Origin of the sequence: Pseudomonas oligotrophica, from assembly GCF_021726475.1 — a bacterium.
GTDB classification, from domain to species: domain Bacteria; phylum Pseudomonadota; class Gammaproteobacteria; order Pseudomonadales; family Pseudomonadaceae; genus Stutzerimonas; species Stutzerimonas oligotrophica.
The window spans coordinates 599,856-615,322 of record NZ_JAKJRU010000002.1 but is presented as its reverse complement, the minus strand read 5'-3'; the positions used below and the strand labels follow the sequence as shown (position 1 = coordinate 615,322).

Sequence of the window (15,467 nt, the reverse complement as noted above, 5' to 3'; positions counted from 1 at the left end):
AAGACTCGCCAAGCAGCGACGCAGCGCTTATAACTGGCAGCTTGCTGCTTGAGGCTTGTCGCGCGTATGTACATCTACCGACTGGTACTGCTCCTGGTGGTGGGCATCTACCTGTTCTCCCCGGCCATCATGGACTGGTGGATCGACCCCGACGGCGCCTGGTACCGGCCGTACCTGCTATGGCTGATCCTCATCGTGGTCACCTTCATCCTGCAGAGCCAGCGCGATGCCGACGAACTTTAGCCTCAGCCACCTGGTGCTGATCAGCGCCGCCTACCTGCTGGCCCTGTTCGGCGTCGCCTGGTTCAGCGAGCGCGGCCTGATCCCGCGGGCGATCATCCGCCACCCGCTGACCTACACGCTCTCGCTGGGCGTCTATGCCAGCGCCTGGGCCTTCTACGGCACGGTCGGGCTGGCCTACCAGTACGGCTACGGCTTCCTTGCCACCTACCTCGGCGTATGCGGCGCCTTCCTCCTGGCGCCGGTGCTGCTCTACCCGATCCTGCGCATCACCCGCACCTACCAGCTGGCCTCGCTGGCCGACCTCTTTGCCTTCCGCTTCCGCAGCACCTGGGCCGGCGCACTGACCACCGTGGTCATGCTGATCGGCATGCTGCCGCTGCTCGCCCTGCAGATCCAGGCGGTGGCCGACGCCATCGGCATCCTCACCCTGGAGCCGATGCAGGAACGGGTCGCGCTCGGCTACTGCGCGCTGATCATGCTGTTCACCGTGCTCTTCGGCGCGCGCCACATCGCCGCCCGCGAGAAGCACCAGGGCCTGGTGTTCGCCATCGCCTTCGAATCGGTGGTCAAGCTGGCCACCTTCGGTGCCATCGGCCTCTACTCGCTGTATGTGGTGTTCGGCGGCCCGCACCAGCTCGAGCTCTGGCTGCTGCAGAACCAGTCGGCGCTGCAGGCGCTGCACACACCGCTGCAGGAAGGCCCCTGGCGCACGCTGCTGCTGGTGTTCTTCGCCTCGGCGATCGTCATGCCGCACATGTTCCACATGACCTTCGCCGAGAACCTCAACCCGCGGGCGCTGGTCAGCGCCAGCTGGGGCCTGCCGTTGTACCTGCTGCTGATGAGCCTGGCCGTGCCGCTGATCCTCTGGGCCGGCCTGAAGCTGGGCGTGAGCACCAATCCGGAATACTTCACCCTCGGCCTGGGCATCGCCGCCGGCAACGAGACCCTGGCCCTGCTCGCCTTTGTCGGCGGCCTGTCGGCCTCCAGCGGGCTGATCATCGTCAGCACCCTGGCGCTTTCGGGCATGGCGCTCAACCACCTGGTGCTGCCGCTTTACCAGCCCTCCTCCGAAGGTAACATCTACCGCTGGCTGAAGTGGACGCGGCGCAGCCTGATCCTGGCGATCATCCTCGCCGGCTACGGCTTCTACCTGCTGCTCGGCGCCGAGCAGGACCTCTCCAACCTGGGCATCGTCGCCTTCGTCGCCACCTTGCAGTTCCTTCCCGGCGTGCTCTCGGTGCTCTACTGGCCGACCGCCAACCGCCGCGGCTTCATCGCCGGGCTGGTGGCCGGGATCGGCGTCTGGATCACCACCATGCTGCTGCCGCTGGTGGGCAACCTGGACGGCTTCTACATCCCGCTGTTCAACCTGGTCTACGTGCTCGACGACACCAGCTGGCACCTGGCAGCGATCGCCTCGCTGGCGGTCAACGTGCTGGCCTTCACCCTGGTCTCGCTGTTCACCGACAGCAGCACGGAGGAACAGAGCGCCGCCGAAGCCTGCGCCGTGGAGAACCTGCGTCGTCCGCAGCGCCGCGAACTGATGGCCGCCTCGCCGCAGGAGTTCGCCGCCCAGCTGGCCAAGCCGCTGGGGGCCAAGATCGCCCAGCGCGAGGTGGAGCAGGCGTTGCGCGACCTGCAGATGCCCTTCGACGAACATCGCCCCTACGCCCTGCGTCGCCTGCGCGACCGCCTCGAGGCCAACCTCTCGGGCCTGATGGGCCCCAGCGTCGCCCAGGACCTCGTCGAGACCTTCCTGCCCTACAAGAACGGCGCCGAGGGCTACGTCACCGAGGACATCCACTTCATCGAGAGCCGCCTGGAGGACTACCACTCGCGCCTCACCGGCCTGGCCGCCGAACTCGACGCCCTGCGCCGCTACCATCGCCAGACCCTGCAGGAGCTGCCGATGGGCGTCTGCTCGCTGGCCAAGGACCAGGAAATCCTCATGTGGAACCGCGCGCTGGAAGAATTGACCGGCATTCCTGCGCTGCAGGTGGTGGGCTCGCGCCTGCCGACTATCGCCGAACCCTGGCGCAGCCTGCTGGCCGACTTCATCGACCAGCCCGACGAGCACCTGCACAAGAAGCGCCTCTCGCTCGACGGCGCGCGGCGCTGCCTGAACCTGCACAAGGCGGCGATCGCCGAGCCCCTGGCGCCGGGCAACAGCGGCCTGGTGCTGCTGGTCGAGGACCTCACCGAAACCCAGGAGCTGGAGGACCGCCTGGTGCACTCCGAGCGCCTGGCCAGCATCGGCCGGCTGGCGGCCGGGGTCGCCCACGAGATCGGCAATCCGATCACCGGCATCGCCTGCCTGGCGCAGAACCTGCGTGAAGAGCGCGAGGACGACGGCGAGATCACCGAGATCAGCAGCCAGATCATCGAGCAGACCAAGCGCGTCTCGCGCATCGTGCAATCGCTGATGAGCTTCGCCCATGCCGGCGGGCGCCAGCAGAGCCTGTACCCGGTGAGCCTGCGCGACATCACCCAGGAAGCCATCGCCCTGCTCTCGCTCAACCGCGAGCGCACCGAGGTCAACTTCGTCAACCTCTGCGACGCCGGGCACCTGGCCGAGGGCGATGCCCAGCGCCTGGCCCAGGTGGTGATCAACCTGCTGTCCAACGCCCGCGACGCCTCCGCCGCCGGCGGCACCATTCGCGTCAGCAGCGAGCAGGCCGAGCAGACCGTCTACCTGATCGTCGAGGACGAGGGCTGCGGGATTCCCAAGGCCATCCAGGACCGCCTGTTCGAGCCGTTCTTCACCACCAAGGATCCCGGCGAAGGCACCGGCCTGGGCCTTGCGCTGGTCTATTCGATCGTGGAAGAGCATTATGGCCAGATCGATATCGACAGCCCGGCCGACCCGCTGACCCAGCGCGGCACCCGGTTCCGCATCACCCTGCCGCGGCATGTCGAGGCGTCGCATGCCGCAAGTTGAAGAGGCGCCCGTCGTATCGGCCCCGGGCCGATGCGCCTCCAGACCGTCGAGAGAGTACTGATGTCACATATCCTGATCGTCGAAGACGAAACCATCATCCGCTCCGCCCTGCGCCGGCTGCTCGAACGCAATCATTACGAGGTCAGCGAGGCAGGCTCGGTGCAGGAGGCGCAGGAGCGCTACAGCATCCCGGCCTTCGATCTGATCGTCAGCGACCTGCGCCTGCCCGGCGCGCCGGGCACCGAGCTGATCAGGCTGGCCGAAGGCACGCCCGTGCTGATCATGACCAGCTACGCCAGCCTGCGCTCGGCGGTGGATTCCATGAAGCTCGGCGCGGTCGACTACATCGCCAAGCCGTTCGACCACGACGAGATGCTGCAGACCGTCGCGCGCATCCTCAGCGACCGCCAACAGGCCGCGAGCCAACCCATCGCAGCGCGCGAGACGGCATCCGCCCCGGCCGGCGTCGCCAGCGATGCGGCCGACATCGGCATCATCGGCCACTGCCCGCCGATGCTCGACCTGTTCGGCAAGATCCGCAAGGTCGCGCCAACCGATTCCAACGTGCTGATCCAGGGCGAGTCGGGCACCGGCAAGGAGCTGGTCGCCCGCGCCCTGCATAACCTCTCGCGCCGCGCCAAGGCGCCGATGATCTCGGTGAACTGCGCAGCCATTCCGGAAACCCTGATCGAATCCGAGCTGTTCGGCCACGAGAAGGGCGCCTTCACCGGCGCCAGCGCCGGGCGTGCCGGCCTGGTGGAGGCGGCTGACGGCGGCACCCTGTTCCTCGACGAGATCGGCGAGCTGCCACTCGAAGCCCAGGCGCGCCTGCTGCGCGTGCTGCAGGAGGGCGAGATCCGCCGCGTCGGCTCGGTCCATTCGCAAAAGGTCGACGTGCGCCTGATCGCCGCGACCCATCGCGACCTGAAGACGCTGGCCAAGACCGGCCAGTTCCGCGAAGACCTCTACTACCGGCTGCACGTCATCGCGCTCAAGCTGCCGGCACTGCGCGAGCGCGGCAACGACGTGCTGGAGATCGCCAACGCCTTTCTCGACCGCCAGTGCCAGCGCATGGGCAGCGAAGCGATGCGCTTCTCCCGCGAGGCCGAGCAGGCGATCCGCCACTACGCCTGGCCCGGCAACGTGCGTGAACTGGAAAATGCCATCGAGCGGGCTGCGATCCTCAGCGAGGGTACGGAAATCAACGCCGACCTGCTGGGCATCGACATCGAGATCGACGACCTCGACGACGACTTCGAAGGCGAATGCACGCCGCTATCGGCCAGCGCCGCCAGCGAGCCGACCGAGGACCTGTCGCTGGAAGACTACTTCCAGCACTTCGTCCTCGAACACCAGGACCACATGACCGAGACCGAACTGGCGCGCAAGCTGGGCATCAGCCGCAAGTGCCTGTGGGAGCGGCGCCAGCGCCTGGGTATACCGCGCCGCAAGTCAGGCGCTGCCAGCTGACCGGGCCAGGTGCCCCGCAGGGTGTTACCGCCCTGCTCCACGCGTAACAGCAAACCGGGTTCATCGGTAACGACGAACCCGGTTTTTTTATGCCTCGCGGCAACCAAATGCGGTCAACTCATTGAATTTAAAGGGTTTTTAAAAACTGGCACGGCATCTGCTTTCTTATTGGCACAACAACAATAACAAGCGACCCCACAATAAGAACAAGACGTAACGACTCCAGCAAAACAACGACAACAACGCGGAGGCGCAGCTAACTGATTCTTTTGGAGAGGACTTGCCACGGCCCCTGGCCAGCTGACCGGACCGAGAACAACAAGAACTGCCTGAGCAGTGCCCGTACCGGCAATCGGCAACTCAGCGACCAAAGAAATCCGTTTGCTATTGGCTCCCTTTCGGAGCGCTTCCCCGCAGGGACTGACCGCGGGGACAGGCGAAAACAAGAACAAACGCCTGCGAACAATAACAACAGCACGCGACAAAATTTCCAGAGGGGAGCCTAGGCTCCCCTCTGTGCTATCCGCTCACAGTTTTGACACCCCCGCCTCCTTCCTGCACCATCGCCTGCTGCCGGATGCTAGAATCCGTGCACGTTTGCCGGCATTCGCATGCCGATCCGCCATCCTGCCTACAGTACCTCTCATGCTGAAAAAGCTGTTCCAGTCATTTCGCCTTCCCCTGCGTCGCATCCCGCATGCCCGTCGCGCTCCCGAAATACTGACCAGCCGGCAACACTCGCTGCATCGCAACGAAATCAGCCGTCATGCGGTGAGTGTGGTCGAGCGCCTGCAACAGGCTGGCTACGAGGCCTACGTGGTCGGTGGCTGCGTGCGCGACCTGCTGCTGCAGCTCGACCCCAAGGACTACGACGTCGCCACCAGCGCAACGCCGGAGCAGGTCCGGGCGGAATTCCGCAACGCACGGGTGATCGGCCGCCGCTTCAAGCTGGTCCACGTGCACTTCGGCCGCGAGATCATCGAGGTGGCGACCTTCCGCGCCGGCCATCCGCAGGAGGATGACGAGCAGGACCGCCACCAGGCGGCGCGCAACGAGAGCGGCCGCATCCTGCGCGACAACGTCTACGGCACGCTGGAAGACGATGCCCAGCGGCGCGACTTCACCATCAACGCGCTGTACTACGACCCCAGCAGCGAGCGCATCCTCGACCATACCCACGGCGTGCACGACATCCGCAACCGCCTGGTGCGCCTGATCGGCGACCCCGAGCAGCGCTACCAGGAAGACCCGGTGCGCATGCTGCGTGCCGTGCGCTTCGCCGCCAAGCTGGACTTCGAGATCGAGCGGCACAGCGCCGAACCCATCCATGAACTGGCCGAGTTGCTGGAGGACATCCCCGCCGCACGCTTGTTCGAGGAAGTCCTCAAGCTGTTCCTCGGCGGCAGTGCCGAGCGCACCTTCGACCTGTTGCAGGAATATGGACTCTTCGCCCCGCTGTTCCCCGCCAGCGCCGCGGCCATGGAGCGCAACCCCGAGTATGCCGAGACGCTGATCCGCAACGCGCTGATCAACACCGACCTGCGTATCCAGCAGGGCAAGCCGGTCACCCCGGCGTTCCTCTTCGCCGCGCTGCTGTGGCCGGCGCTACCGGCGCGCGTGCTCGAGCTGCAGGACCGCGGCATGCCGCCGATCCCGGCGATGCAGGAAGCGGCCCACGACATCATCTGGGAACAGTGCCAGCGCACCGCGATCCCCAAGCGCTTCACCATTCCCATGCGCGAGATCTGGGACATGCAGGAGCGCCTGCCTCGGCGCCAGGGGCGGCGTGCCGACCAACTGCTGGAAAGCCCGCGCTTTCGTGCCGGTTACGATTTCCTGCTGCTGCGCGAGAGCGCCGGCGAGCAGACCCACGGCCTGGGTGACTGGTGGACGCGCTACCAGGAGGTCGACGACAGCGAGCGCCGCCGCATGATCCGCGACATCGGCAGCCGCGAGGACGGCGCCGCACCGCGCAAGCGCCGTCGCTCCGGCGGCCGGCGCAAGCGCGGCGGCAGCGACGCCCCGGCCGCGTCCGATTGATGAACCGTGCCTATATAGGGCTTGGCAGCAATCTGGCCGAGCCGCAGCGCCAGCTTCGCGAAGCGCTTGCCGCGCTGGACAGGATCGAGCGCACCCGGCTCGCCGGGGTCTCGTCCTTCTATGCCAGCGACCCGCTAGGCCCGAGCGACCAGCCGCGCTACCTCAACGCAGTCGCCGCCATCGATACCGAGCTCGAACCTGTGGCCCTGCTCGATGCGCTGCAGGCCATCGAGCAGACCCAGGGGCGGCAGCGCAAGGCCGAGCGCTGGGGGCCGCGAACCCTCGACCTGGACATCCTGCTGTTCGGCGAGCAGCGAATCGACGAGCCGCGCCTGCAGGTCCCGCACTACCACATGCAGGCGCGCGCCTTCGTCCTCTATCCGCTGGCCGAACTGCTGCCGGCCGGGTTCCGCCTGCCCGATGGTCGCCGCCTGGCCGAGCTGCTCGCCAACTGCCCCTTCACCGGACTGGAGCGGCTCGAGGCCGATGCGTAACGCGCGGCGGTAACGGCCGTAACACGGTGGTAACACCCGTCATTGACTTAGCTGGGCGTCAACCCGACTATAAGCGCCCTTCGCTGGACCGATTGTCGCAGGCGAAAGCCGCGCACGGCCGGCAACAGACCTCAGAGGCACGAAGAGGACGGCGTAATGCCAGACGTAACCCTGACCACCCTGCAGGGGCTCAAGCAGAAGGGCGAAAAGATCGTCATGCTCACCTGCTATGACGCCACCTTCGCGCGCACCGCGTGCGAGGCAGGCGTGGAAATGCTGCTCATCGGCGACTCGCTCGGCATGGTCCTGCAGGGCCACGACAGCACGCTGCCGGTGAGCGTGGCAGACATGGCCTACCACACCGCCAGCGTCAAGCGCGGCAACCGTGGCGCCATGATCGTCGCCGACCTGCCGTTCATGGCCAATGCCACCGTGGAACAGACCCTGGCCAACTCCGCCACGCTGATGCAGGCCGGAGCCCACATGATCAAGCTCGAAGGCGCCGGCTGGCTGGCCGAATCGATCCGCCTGCTGGCCGAGCGCGGCATCCCGGTGTGCGCCCACATGGGCCTGACGCCGCAGGCGGTCAACCTCTTCGGCGGCTACAAGGTACAGGGCCGCGAGCAGGCCCAGGCCGAGCAGATGCTCGCCGATGCCCGCGCCCTGCAAGCCGCCGGCGCGGCGATGCTGCTGCTCGAGTGCGTGCCCAGCGAGCTGGCCACGCGGATCAGCCAGGCGGTGCGCATCCCGGTGATCGGCATCGGCGCCGGCAGTGGCACCGACGGCCAGGTGCTGGTGCTGCACGACATGCTCGGCCTGTCGCTGAGCGGGCGCGTGCCGAAGTTCGTCAAGGACTTCATGGGCGAGACCGGCAGCATCCCGGCCGCCATCGCCGCCTATGTGCGCGCCGTGAAGAGCGTCGAATTCCCTGCAGCAGAACACGGGTTCTCCGCATGAACATCGTCAAGACCGTCGCCGACCTGCGCGCCGCCGTGGCGCGCGCCCGCGGCGAGGGCAAGCGTATCGGCTTCGTGCCGACCATGGGCAACCTGCACGCCGGGCACATTGCCCTGGTGAAGAAGGCCGGCCAGCGCGCCGACTTCGTCGTGGCGAGCATCTTCGTCAACCCGCTGCAGTTCGGCCCCAACGAGGACCTGGACAGCTACCCGCGCACCCTCGCCGCGGACCAGGAAAAACTGGTCGATGCCGGTTGCCAGCTGTTGTTCGCCCCGAACGTGGCGGAAATGTACCCCCACGGCCAGGCGAACCAGACCCTGGTGCACGTGCCGGGCGTTTCCGAGGGCCTCTGCGGCGCCAGCCGTCCGGGCCACTTCGACGGCGTCTCGACGGTAGTCAGCAAGCTGTTCAACATGGTCCAGCCCGACCTCGCGGTGTTCGGCCAGAAGGATTTCCAGCAGCTGGCAGTAATCCGCACCATGGTGCGCGACCTGAACATGCCGGTGCAGATCATTTCCGAACCCATCGTGCGTGCCGAGGATGGCCTCGCGCTGTCCTCGCGCAACGGCTACCTCAGCGCCGAGGAGCGCGCCAGGGCACCGGCGCTGTATCGCACGCTGAACGACCTGCGCAACGCGATCGCCGGCGGCGAGCGCGACTACCCGGCGCTGGTCGCGCGCGGCCTGGCCCAGCTCAGCCAGGCCGGCCTGCGCCCCGACTACCTGGAAGTGCGCAATGCCGTCGACCTGCAGCCGGCCGACGCCGCCTCGCGGGAGGTGGCCATCCTCGCCGCGGCGTTCCTCGGCAAGACGCGCCTGCTCGACAACGTGCTGGTGGAAACCGGCGCCGACACCCACTGAACCCTTCGTCCCGCAGCCTTGAACCCACCCAAGGCTTCGGGCACACTCTGCGCCGCTTGCGCTCCCCGGAGGACCCTGCCATGCACGCCATCATGCTCAAGGCAAAACTGCACCGCGCCGTGGTGACTCATTCCGTACTCGACTACGAGGGCTCCTGCGCCATCGACGGCGAATGGCTCGACCTCGCCGGCATCCGCGAGTACGAGCAGATCCAGATCTACAACGTCGACAATGGCGAGCGCTTCACCACCTACGCCATCCGCGGCGAGGAAGGCTCCAGGATCATCTCGGTGAACGGCGCAGCGGCGCACAAGGCCGGCGTTGGCCACCGGCTGATCATCTGCACCTACGCCCACTACAGCGAAGCCGAGCTGGCGAACTTCAAGCCGCACGTCCTCTACATGGGCGCCGACGGTGACCTCAGCCACACCAGCAACGCCATTCCCGTCCAGGTCGCCTGACCTGCCACGGCGATACCCCGAAAGCCCGAAGCACCCCCTGTGCTTCGGGCTTTTTCGTATAGTCGGGTCGACGGCGCGCCGGCGGGAACGCAGCGGCAAGGCACGGGTCAGAGCAGACTCGACGATGGCGCAGGCTGCGCATCGCCCCCGCCTTCATGCATCGTCTTATGATGGCCCGACATAGCAAAGGAAGCCGCCTCCCCATGAGCTACTACCAGCACCCTCTCGATGTCACCGCCCTGCCATCCTGGAAAGCCCTGGAAGAACATCGCCTGGTCATGCAGCATTTCAACATGCGCGAGGCCTTCCAGGCCGACCCGCATCGTTTCGACGAACTGTCGGCTTCCTGCTGCGGGCTGTTCCTCGACTACTCGAAGAACCTGATCACTGCCGAGACCCGCGCGCTGCTGGTCAACCTGGCCCGCGAAGCCGGCGTCGAGCAGGCCACCCACGCGATGTTCGAGGGCGAGCGGATCAACGCCTCGGAGGGTCGCCCGGTGCTGCACACCGCGCTGCGCCGCCCGATGGGCGACTCGGTGCTGGTCGACGGGCGCAACGTCATGCGCGACGTGCATGCGGCACTGGCGCAGATGACCGACATCGTCACCCGCATCCACAACAACCTCTGGCGCGGCTTCAGCGACAAGACCATCACCGACGTGGTGAACATCGGCATCGGCGGCTCCTTCCTCGGCCCGCAGCTGGTCTCCGAGGCGCTGCTGCCGTTCACCCAGCACGGCGTGCGCACCCACTACCTGGCCAACATCGACGGCAGCGAATTCCGCGAGGTGACCGCCAAGCTCAACGTCGAAACCACGCTGTTCATCATTTCCAGCAAGACCTTCGGCACCCTCGAGACGCTGAAGAACGCCCAGGCCGCGCGCAGCTGGTACCTGGGCAAGGGCGGTACCGAGGAGAAGCTGTACCGGCACTTCATCGCGGTGACCAGCAACAAACAGGCGGCCATCGACTTCGGCATCCGCGAGAAGAACATCTTCCCGATGTGGGACTGGGTCGGCGGTCGCTATTCGCTGTGGTCGGCCATCGGCCTGCCAATCGCGCTGGCCATCGGCATGCACAACTTCAAGGACCTGCTCTCCGGTGCCTACGGCATGGACTGCCATTTCCGCAGCGAGCCGTTCGAGAGCAACATGCCGGTGCTGCTGGCGATGCTCGGCGTCTGGTACCACAACTTCTGGGGCGCCCAGAGCTACGCCTTCCTGCCGTACGACCACTACCTGCGCAACTTCGTCAAACACCTGCAGCAGATGGACATGGAGTCCAACGGCAAGAGCGTGCGCCAGGACGGTACGCCGGTTTCCTGCAACACCGGCCCGGTGATCTGGGGTGGCGTCGGCTGCAACGGCCAGCACGCCTACCACCAGCTGCTGCACCAGGGCACGCCGCTGATCCCGGCGGACTTCATCGTCCCGGTGGTCAGCCACAACCCGGTGGCCGACCACCACGAATGGCTGTACGCCAACTGCCTGTCGCAGAGCCAGGCGCTGATGCAGGGCAAGACCCGCGAGGAAGCCGAGGCCGAACTGCGTACCAAGGGCATGGCCGAGGCGGAGATCCAGCGCCTGGCGCCGCACAAGGTGATCCCTGGCAACCGCCCGAGCAACACCCTGGTCATGGAAAGCATCAGTCCCGGCCGTCTCGGCGCGCTGATCGCCCTCTACGAGCACAAGGTGTTCGTCCAGGGCGTGATCTGGGGCATCAACTCCTTCGACCAGTGGGGCGTGGAGCTCGGCAAGGATCTGGGCAAGGGCGTCTATGGCCGCCTGACCAGCTTCGAGAGCTCGCCCGCCGAAGACGCCTCGACCCAGGGTCTGATCGACTACTTCCGCGGTCGCCACCGCGGCTGATCCGCCGCCATGGAGTGGCTGCGGCAGCGCATCGAAGCGCAGGTACTGAGCCTCACCGGCCTGGCCCTGCCCGGCGTCGACTACCTGAACCCGCCTGGCGACCCCGGGCTGTTCGGCCCCGACGCGGTGTGCTGGCGGGTGCACGGCGACTTCACCTCGATGCTGGCCGGAGGCATCGCCGCCCTGCTGCTGCAGGCGCTGCATCCGCTGGCGCTGGCCGGCGTCTGGGACCACTCCAGCTTTCGTGACGACCTGCTCGGCCGGCTGCGCCGCACCGGGCAGTTCATCGCCAGCACCATCTTCGGCAGTCGTGACGATGCCGAGCGGCTGATCGAGCGGGTCCGCCACATCCATCTCGCCGTTCACGGCCAGGCCGAGGACGGCCGCCGCTATGCCGCTTCCGATCCCGAACTGCTGACCTGGGTGCACGTGGCCGAGGTCAGCTGCTTCCTGCAGGCGCACCTGCGCTACCTGAACCCGGGCCTGCCGGGCGAGGCACAGGACCGCTATTACGCCGAGGTCGCCGACATTGCCAGGCGGCTGGGCGCCAGCGCGGTGCCCGCCGACCGCCAGGCGGTGGCACGCTACCTCGAGGCCAGCCGCGGCGAGCTGCGCTGCGATCAGCGCGCCGGGGAGATCCTCCGCATCCTGCGCAGCGCACCGGCGCCCAGCCTACTCGCGCGTCCCTTCGCCGCGCTGATGCTGCAGGCCGGCATCGACCTGCTGCCGCACTGGGCCCAGCAGATGTTCGGCCTGTCGATGTCGCCCGCGCGTCGCTGGCTGGTCCGTACGGCCGTGCGACTGACCGCCAAGCTGCTGCGCTGGGCGGTGCGCAACGGCTCCGTGCACCGTGCCAGACGGCGAATGGGGCTGCCGCCACGCTGATTCGCGGCGCGTAATCGGCGTCGCACCGAGGAACCCGGACGGCATGCCATACTCCAAGGCAACCTACCCAGAGGACCCTGGTAAATGCCCAACGGATTGAAGCGCCTGGTTATCGGAGCGAGTACGGCCATCCTCTGCTATGGCCTGCTTGGCTTTCTCATCCTGCCCGGCGCAGCGCAGCGGATCGCCAACCAGCAGCTGGCGCACTACGCAACGGTACCGGCCAGCATCGGTCGCCTGGAGTTCAACCCGTTCAGCCTCGAGCTGCAGGTCTTCGACCTGCAGGTGGGTGCGCCGCAGGAACCGGAGCTGGGCTTCGCCCGCCTCTACCTGGATCTCGCCTGGGACAGCCTGCTGCAGCGCACGCTGCACCTGAGCGAGGCGCAGTTGCAGGCACCGCGCGTACAGCTGCGCTTCGCCGAGGACGGCAGCCTCAACCTGGCCCAGCTGTTCCGCCAGCCTGAGCCGCAAGCGCCGGAGGACGATGCCGGCGAAGCCTTTCCCCTGCGCCTGGATCGCGTCCGGCTGGTCGACGGCCAGCTGCGTTTCACCGACCGCCGCCCGGGCGAACCGATCGACCTGCTCTACCAGTCGCTGGACCTCGAGCTGCACAACCTGCTGACCCGCGGCGATGGCGCTGCCGACGCCAGCCTCACTGCGGCCGGGCCCAGTGGTGGGCGAATCGCCTGGCAAGGCCAGCTGAACCCTTCTGCGCTGCAATCGAGCGGCACGCTGAGCCTGGAGGCCATCGCACTGAAGGATTTCTGGCCCTACGTGCGCGATGCCGCCCCGCTGGCGCTCGAGCAGGGCACGCTGAACCTGAGCACCGACTACCGGCTGGACATGCGCGAAACGCTGCAGCTGCGCCTTGCCCGGCTCGGCGGCAGCCTGGCGCCGCTGGCGGTGGACGACCTGAGCGGCAATCCGTTGCTGCGTCTGGAGCGCCTGGAAATCGCCGACAGCTCGCTGGATCTGGCCGAGCAGCACCTGCACATCGGCACGCTGGCCAGCCAGGCGCTGGAGACCTGGGTGGAACGCGACACACAGGGCGCGCTCAACTGGCAGAAGCTGTTCGCCAGCGGGCCACCCCAGGCCACCAGCGAGGAACCGGCGCAGCAGCCCTGGCGCGTTAGCCTCGACGAAGCCCAGCTGCGCGGCTACCGCGTCCACCTGAACGACCGCCAGCCCGAGGAGGACGTGAGCCTCGATATCGCTCCGCTGGACCTGGTGGTTCGGCAGTTCGACAGCCTCGGGCAGGAGCCCTTCCAGGTCGCCCTTGATACCGGCGTCGGCCGCCAGGGCCGGCTGCAGGCCAAGGGCGACCTCCAGCTGAGTCCGCCCAGCGGCCGGCTCGAAGTGATCACCCAGGACATCGACCTGCGCCTGGCGCAGGCCTATCTCAACCCCTTCGTCCACCTCGAACTACGCAGCGGCATGCTGTCGAGCGAGCTGGCACTCGACCTGCAGGGCACCGAGCCGCTGGCATTCTCCGCCCGCGGCCAGGCCGAGGTCAGCCAGCTGCACACCCTCGACACGCTGCAGGGGCGCGATCTGGCCAAGTGGGAACGGCTCACGCTACAGGGCATCGACTACCGCCACCAGCCCCAGCGGCTGTCGATCGACAAGGTCGCCGTGCGCCAGCCCTATGCGCGCTTCATCATCAACCAGGACCTGACGACCAACATCAACGAGCTGCTCGTCGCACAGCCCGAGGCCCCTGCCCCGGGCAGCGCCGATACCGCCCCGGCCAGCACGCCGCTGGCGCTGCATGTCGGCGAGATCGAGCTGGTCGACGGTTCGGCCAACTTCGCCGACTTCAGCCTGCGACCGCCGTTTGCCACTGCGATCCAGGAACTCAACGGGCGCATCGGCACACTGGACAACCGCTCGCCGAAAGCCGCTCCCGTGGATATCCAGGGCAAGGTCGACCGCTACGCGCCGGTGACCATCAAGGGCAGCCTGACACCCTTCGATCCCCTGGCGAGCCTGGATATCGCCACCCGCTTCCGCCAGGTCGAGCTGACCACCCTGACGCCCTATTCGAGCAAGTTCGCCGGCTACCGCATCCACAAGGGCCGCCTGGACCTGGACCTGCACTACCGCATCGAGAACGGCCAGCTCAACGCGCAGAACAAGGTGGTGATCCAGCAACTGCAGCTGGGCGAGAAGGTCGACAGCCCCGATGCGGTGGACCTGCCGGTCCGCCTCGCCGTGGCGCTGCTGAAGGACACCCACGGCACCATCGACATCGAGCTGCCAGTGCAGGGCAACCTCAACGACCCACAGTTCAGCGTGATGCCCATCGTCTGGCAGACCCTGCGCAACCTGGTGCTGCGCGCCGCCCAGGCGCCCTTCAAGTTTCTCGCCGGGCTGGTCGACGGCGCGCAGGCCGACCTCAGCCAGATCACCTTCGCGCCGGCCAGCAGCACGCTCGACGCCCCGGCGCAGGCGGCGCTGGAAACACTGGCCAAGGCCTTGGAACAGCGTCCGCAGCTGCGCCTGGAAGTCGAGGGCCGCAGCGCGGCGGTCGAGGGCCGCCAGCTGGCCGAGCAGCGCCTGGAGCGCGAGTACCAGCGCACCTTGTATCGTCTGCTGCAACGGCGCGGCGAGAAGGTACCGAGCGCGCCGGAGCAACTGGTGGTCGCCGACGAGGACAAGCCCGCCCTGCTCGAAGGCATCTACCGCAGCCGGCTCGGGCAGCAGCCGCCTGCCGAGTGGCGCGAGCTGGACGAGGAGCCTCGCGCACAGAAGTTGCGCGAGGCGGTGATCGAGTCCTGGGCATCGAGCTCCGTGCTGCTTCGCAACCTCGCCCGCGAACGCGCTGCCGCGATCAAGGATCGCCTGGCTGACCTTGGGCTGGACCCGCAACGTGTCTACCTGCTCGACACCAGTACCACCGAGGCGCAAGCCGACGGCAGGATCGGCACCGCACTGCACCTGGGAAGCGACTGATGAATGCATCCGCCTGGGCGCTGCTGCTGCCGCTCGCCATGAGCCCGCTGCTAGCCAGCGCCGATACCTTCCGCTGTGGCAGCCAGTTGGTCAGCAGCGGCGAGCGCACCTTCGAGGTCGAACGCAAATGCGGCGCGCCAGCGCAGCGCGAACCGCTGGGCTATACGCTGGGGCCGGGGCAGCGCCGCGAATTCCTCATCGAGGAATGGGTGTACGGACCGAGCAATGGCATGCTCAGCATCCTGACCTTCGAAGCCAACCGGCTGGTGCGCGTGGAAACCCGCCGCGCTCGATGAGGA

At 67.3% G+C, this 15,467-nt stretch carries 12 protein-coding genes; all 12 read left to right on the top strand.

Annotated features, from left to right (window positions below; translation table 11 throughout):
- Positions 1-66 precede the first annotated feature (66 nt).
- The 12 genes from L3N39_RS06800 to L3N39_RS06745 all read left to right on the top strand — a co-directional run bounded on the left by L3N39_RS06800 (position 67) and on the right by L3N39_RS06745 (position 15,464).
- A complete protein-coding gene (locus L3N39_RS06800; protein ID WP_016494744.1) occupies positions 67-243 on the top strand; it encodes a hypothetical protein in 177 nt (58 codons plus the stop codon).
- Positions 227-3,181, top strand: a complete 2,955-nt coding sequence (locus tag L3N39_RS06795) for a sensor histidine kinase (protein ID WP_237256511.1) — start codon at positions 227-229, stop codon at positions 3,179-3,181. The genes L3N39_RS06800 and L3N39_RS06795 overlap by 17 nt, the downstream gene beginning before the upstream one ends.
- A 60-nt stretch (positions 3,182-3,241) precedes the next feature.
- Positions 3,242-4,651 (top strand): sigma-54-dependent transcriptional regulator, encoded by a 1,410-nt coding sequence (locus L3N39_RS06790; protein ID WP_237256510.1) that lies wholly within the window; start codon positions 3,242-3,244, stop codon positions 4,649-4,651.
- A gap of 645 nt (positions 4,652-5,296) precedes the next feature.
- The gene (locus L3N39_RS06785) at positions 5,297-6,691 is read left to right on the top strand and encodes a polynucleotide adenylyltransferase PcnB (protein WP_237256509.1); all 1,395 of its coding nucleotides are present in this window, start codon (positions 5,297-5,299) and stop codon (positions 6,689-6,691) included.
- On the top strand, positions 6,691-7,185 hold the full coding sequence (gene folK / locus L3N39_RS06780) for a 2-amino-4-hydroxy-6-hydroxymethyldihydropteridine diphosphokinase (protein WP_237256508.1): 495 nt from the start codon (positions 6,691-6,693) through the stop codon (positions 7,183-7,185). Before L3N39_RS06785 ends, folK begins: the two co-directional genes overlap by 1 nt.
- A 156-nt stretch (positions 7,186-7,341) precedes the next feature.
- The gene (panB, locus tag L3N39_RS06775) at positions 7,342-8,142 is read left to right on the top strand and encodes a 3-methyl-2-oxobutanoate hydroxymethyltransferase (RefSeq protein ID WP_237256507.1); all 801 of its coding nucleotides are present in this window, start codon (positions 7,342-7,344) and stop codon (positions 8,140-8,142) included.
- A complete protein-coding gene (gene panC / locus L3N39_RS06770; protein ID WP_237256506.1) occupies positions 8,139-9,002 on the top strand; it encodes a pantoate--beta-alanine ligase in 864 nt (287 codons plus the stop codon). Before panB ends, panC begins: the two co-directional genes overlap by 4 nt.
- A gap of 80 nt (positions 9,003-9,082) precedes the next feature.
- Positions 9,083-9,463 carry an aspartate 1-decarboxylase gene (gene panD, locus L3N39_RS06765; protein WP_237256505.1) on the top strand — a complete coding sequence of 127 codons (381 nt, stop codon included), beginning with the start codon at positions 9,083-9,085 and terminating at the stop codon, positions 9,461-9,463.
- 203 nt (positions 9,464-9,666) lie between these two features.
- Positions 9,667-11,331, top strand: coding sequence for a glucose-6-phosphate isomerase (gene pgi, locus L3N39_RS06760; RefSeq protein WP_237256504.1), 1,665 nt, complete (start codon positions 9,667-9,669; stop codon positions 11,329-11,331).
- 9 nt (positions 11,332-11,340) lie between these two features.
- Positions 11,341-12,216: an oxygenase MpaB family protein gene (locus L3N39_RS06755; protein WP_237256503.1), complete on the top strand. Its 876-nt coding sequence runs from the start codon at positions 11,341-11,343 to the stop codon at positions 12,214-12,216.
- A gap of 84 nt (positions 12,217-12,300) precedes the next feature.
- Positions 12,301-15,168: a DUF748 domain-containing protein gene (locus L3N39_RS06750; protein WP_237256502.1), complete on the top strand. Its 2,868-nt coding sequence runs from the start codon at positions 12,301-12,303 to the stop codon at positions 15,166-15,168.
- The gene (locus L3N39_RS06745) at positions 15,168-15,464 is read left to right on the top strand and encodes a DUF2845 domain-containing protein (RefSeq protein ID WP_237256501.1); all 297 of its coding nucleotides are present in this window, start codon (positions 15,168-15,170) and stop codon (positions 15,462-15,464) included. The genes L3N39_RS06750 and L3N39_RS06745 overlap by 1 nt, the downstream gene beginning before the upstream one ends.
- Positions 15,465-15,467: the final 3 nt, after the last annotated feature.

What these genes read in the sequence shown, in the direction of transcription:
- L3N39_RS06800 (WP_016494744.1), top strand. Translation starts at nt 67, where the DNA reads ATGTACATCTACCGACTGGTACTGCTCCTGGTGGTGGGCATCTACCTG.
- L3N39_RS06795 (WP_237256511.1), top strand. Translation starts at nt 227, where the DNA reads ATGCCGACGAACTTTAGCCTCAGCCACCTGGTGCTGATCAGCGCCGCC.
- L3N39_RS06790 (WP_237256510.1), top strand. Translation starts at nt 3,242, where the DNA reads ATGTCACATATCCTGATCGTCGAAGACGAAACCATCATCCGCTCCGCC.
- L3N39_RS06785 (WP_237256509.1), top strand. Translation starts at nt 5,297, where the DNA reads ATGCTGAAAAAGCTGTTCCAGTCATTTCGCCTTCCCCTGCGTCGCATC.
- folK (WP_237256508.1), top strand. Translation starts at nt 6,691, where the DNA reads ATGAACCGTGCCTATATAGGGCTTGGCAGCAATCTGGCCGAGCCGCAG.
- panB (WP_237256507.1), top strand. Translation starts at nt 7,342, where the DNA reads ATGCCAGACGTAACCCTGACCACCCTGCAGGGGCTCAAGCAGAAGGGC.
- panC (WP_237256506.1), top strand. Translation starts at nt 8,139, where the DNA reads ATGAACATCGTCAAGACCGTCGCCGACCTGCGCGCCGCCGTGGCGCGC.
- panD (WP_237256505.1), top strand. Translation starts at nt 9,083, where the DNA reads ATGCACGCCATCATGCTCAAGGCAAAACTGCACCGCGCCGTGGTGACT.
- pgi (WP_237256504.1), top strand. Translation starts at nt 9,667, where the DNA reads ATGAGCTACTACCAGCACCCTCTCGATGTCACCGCCCTGCCATCCTGG.
- L3N39_RS06755 (WP_237256503.1), top strand. Translation starts at nt 11,341, where the DNA reads ATGGAGTGGCTGCGGCAGCGCATCGAAGCGCAGGTACTGAGCCTCACC.
- L3N39_RS06750 (WP_237256502.1), top strand. Translation starts at nt 12,301, where the DNA reads ATGCCCAACGGATTGAAGCGCCTGGTTATCGGAGCGAGTACGGCCATC.
- L3N39_RS06745 (WP_237256501.1), top strand. Translation starts at nt 15,168, where the DNA reads ATGAATGCATCCGCCTGGGCGCTGCTGCTGCCGCTCGCCATGAGCCCG.